General features: G+C 40.2%; 1 protein-coding gene. It reads right to left on the bottom strand.

Features of this window, described 5'->3' with window-relative positions:
- Positions 1 to 12: 12 nt before the first annotated feature.
- On the bottom strand, positions 13 to 281 hold a 269-nt coding region (locus tag CWC16_RS19605; RefSeq protein ID WP_171037714.1), incomplete at its 5' end, for an alpha/beta hydrolase family protein.

Raw genomic sequence — 281 nt, 5'->3', positions numbered from 1 at the left:
CACCTAAAACCTTTATTTTATAAATCGCTCAAAAAACTCTACCGTTCTCAACATTTGATCTATTCGCTGGCGATTATTTCCGCTTCGGGTGATTTCGTGCGTAGCTCCGGGGTGGCGCACATATTCTACCGTTCTACCTAAAATCTTTAAACTTCTATAAAAGGTTTCGCCTTGAATAACACCGGTTCTTAAATCGTTTTCTCCATGGAAAATTATAAGTTGCGTATGCACATTAGCTACATAATTAATAGGTGATTCGCGCTCAATAACCGCGCGAGCCT

Origin of the sequence: Pseudoalteromonas sp. S3776 (assembly GCF_005886915.1) — a bacterium.
In the GTDB taxonomy this organism is placed as follows: Bacteria; Pseudomonadota; Gammaproteobacteria; order Enterobacterales; family Alteromonadaceae; genus Pseudoalteromonas.
This window is presented reverse-complemented; position numbering and strand designations above follow the sequence as displayed.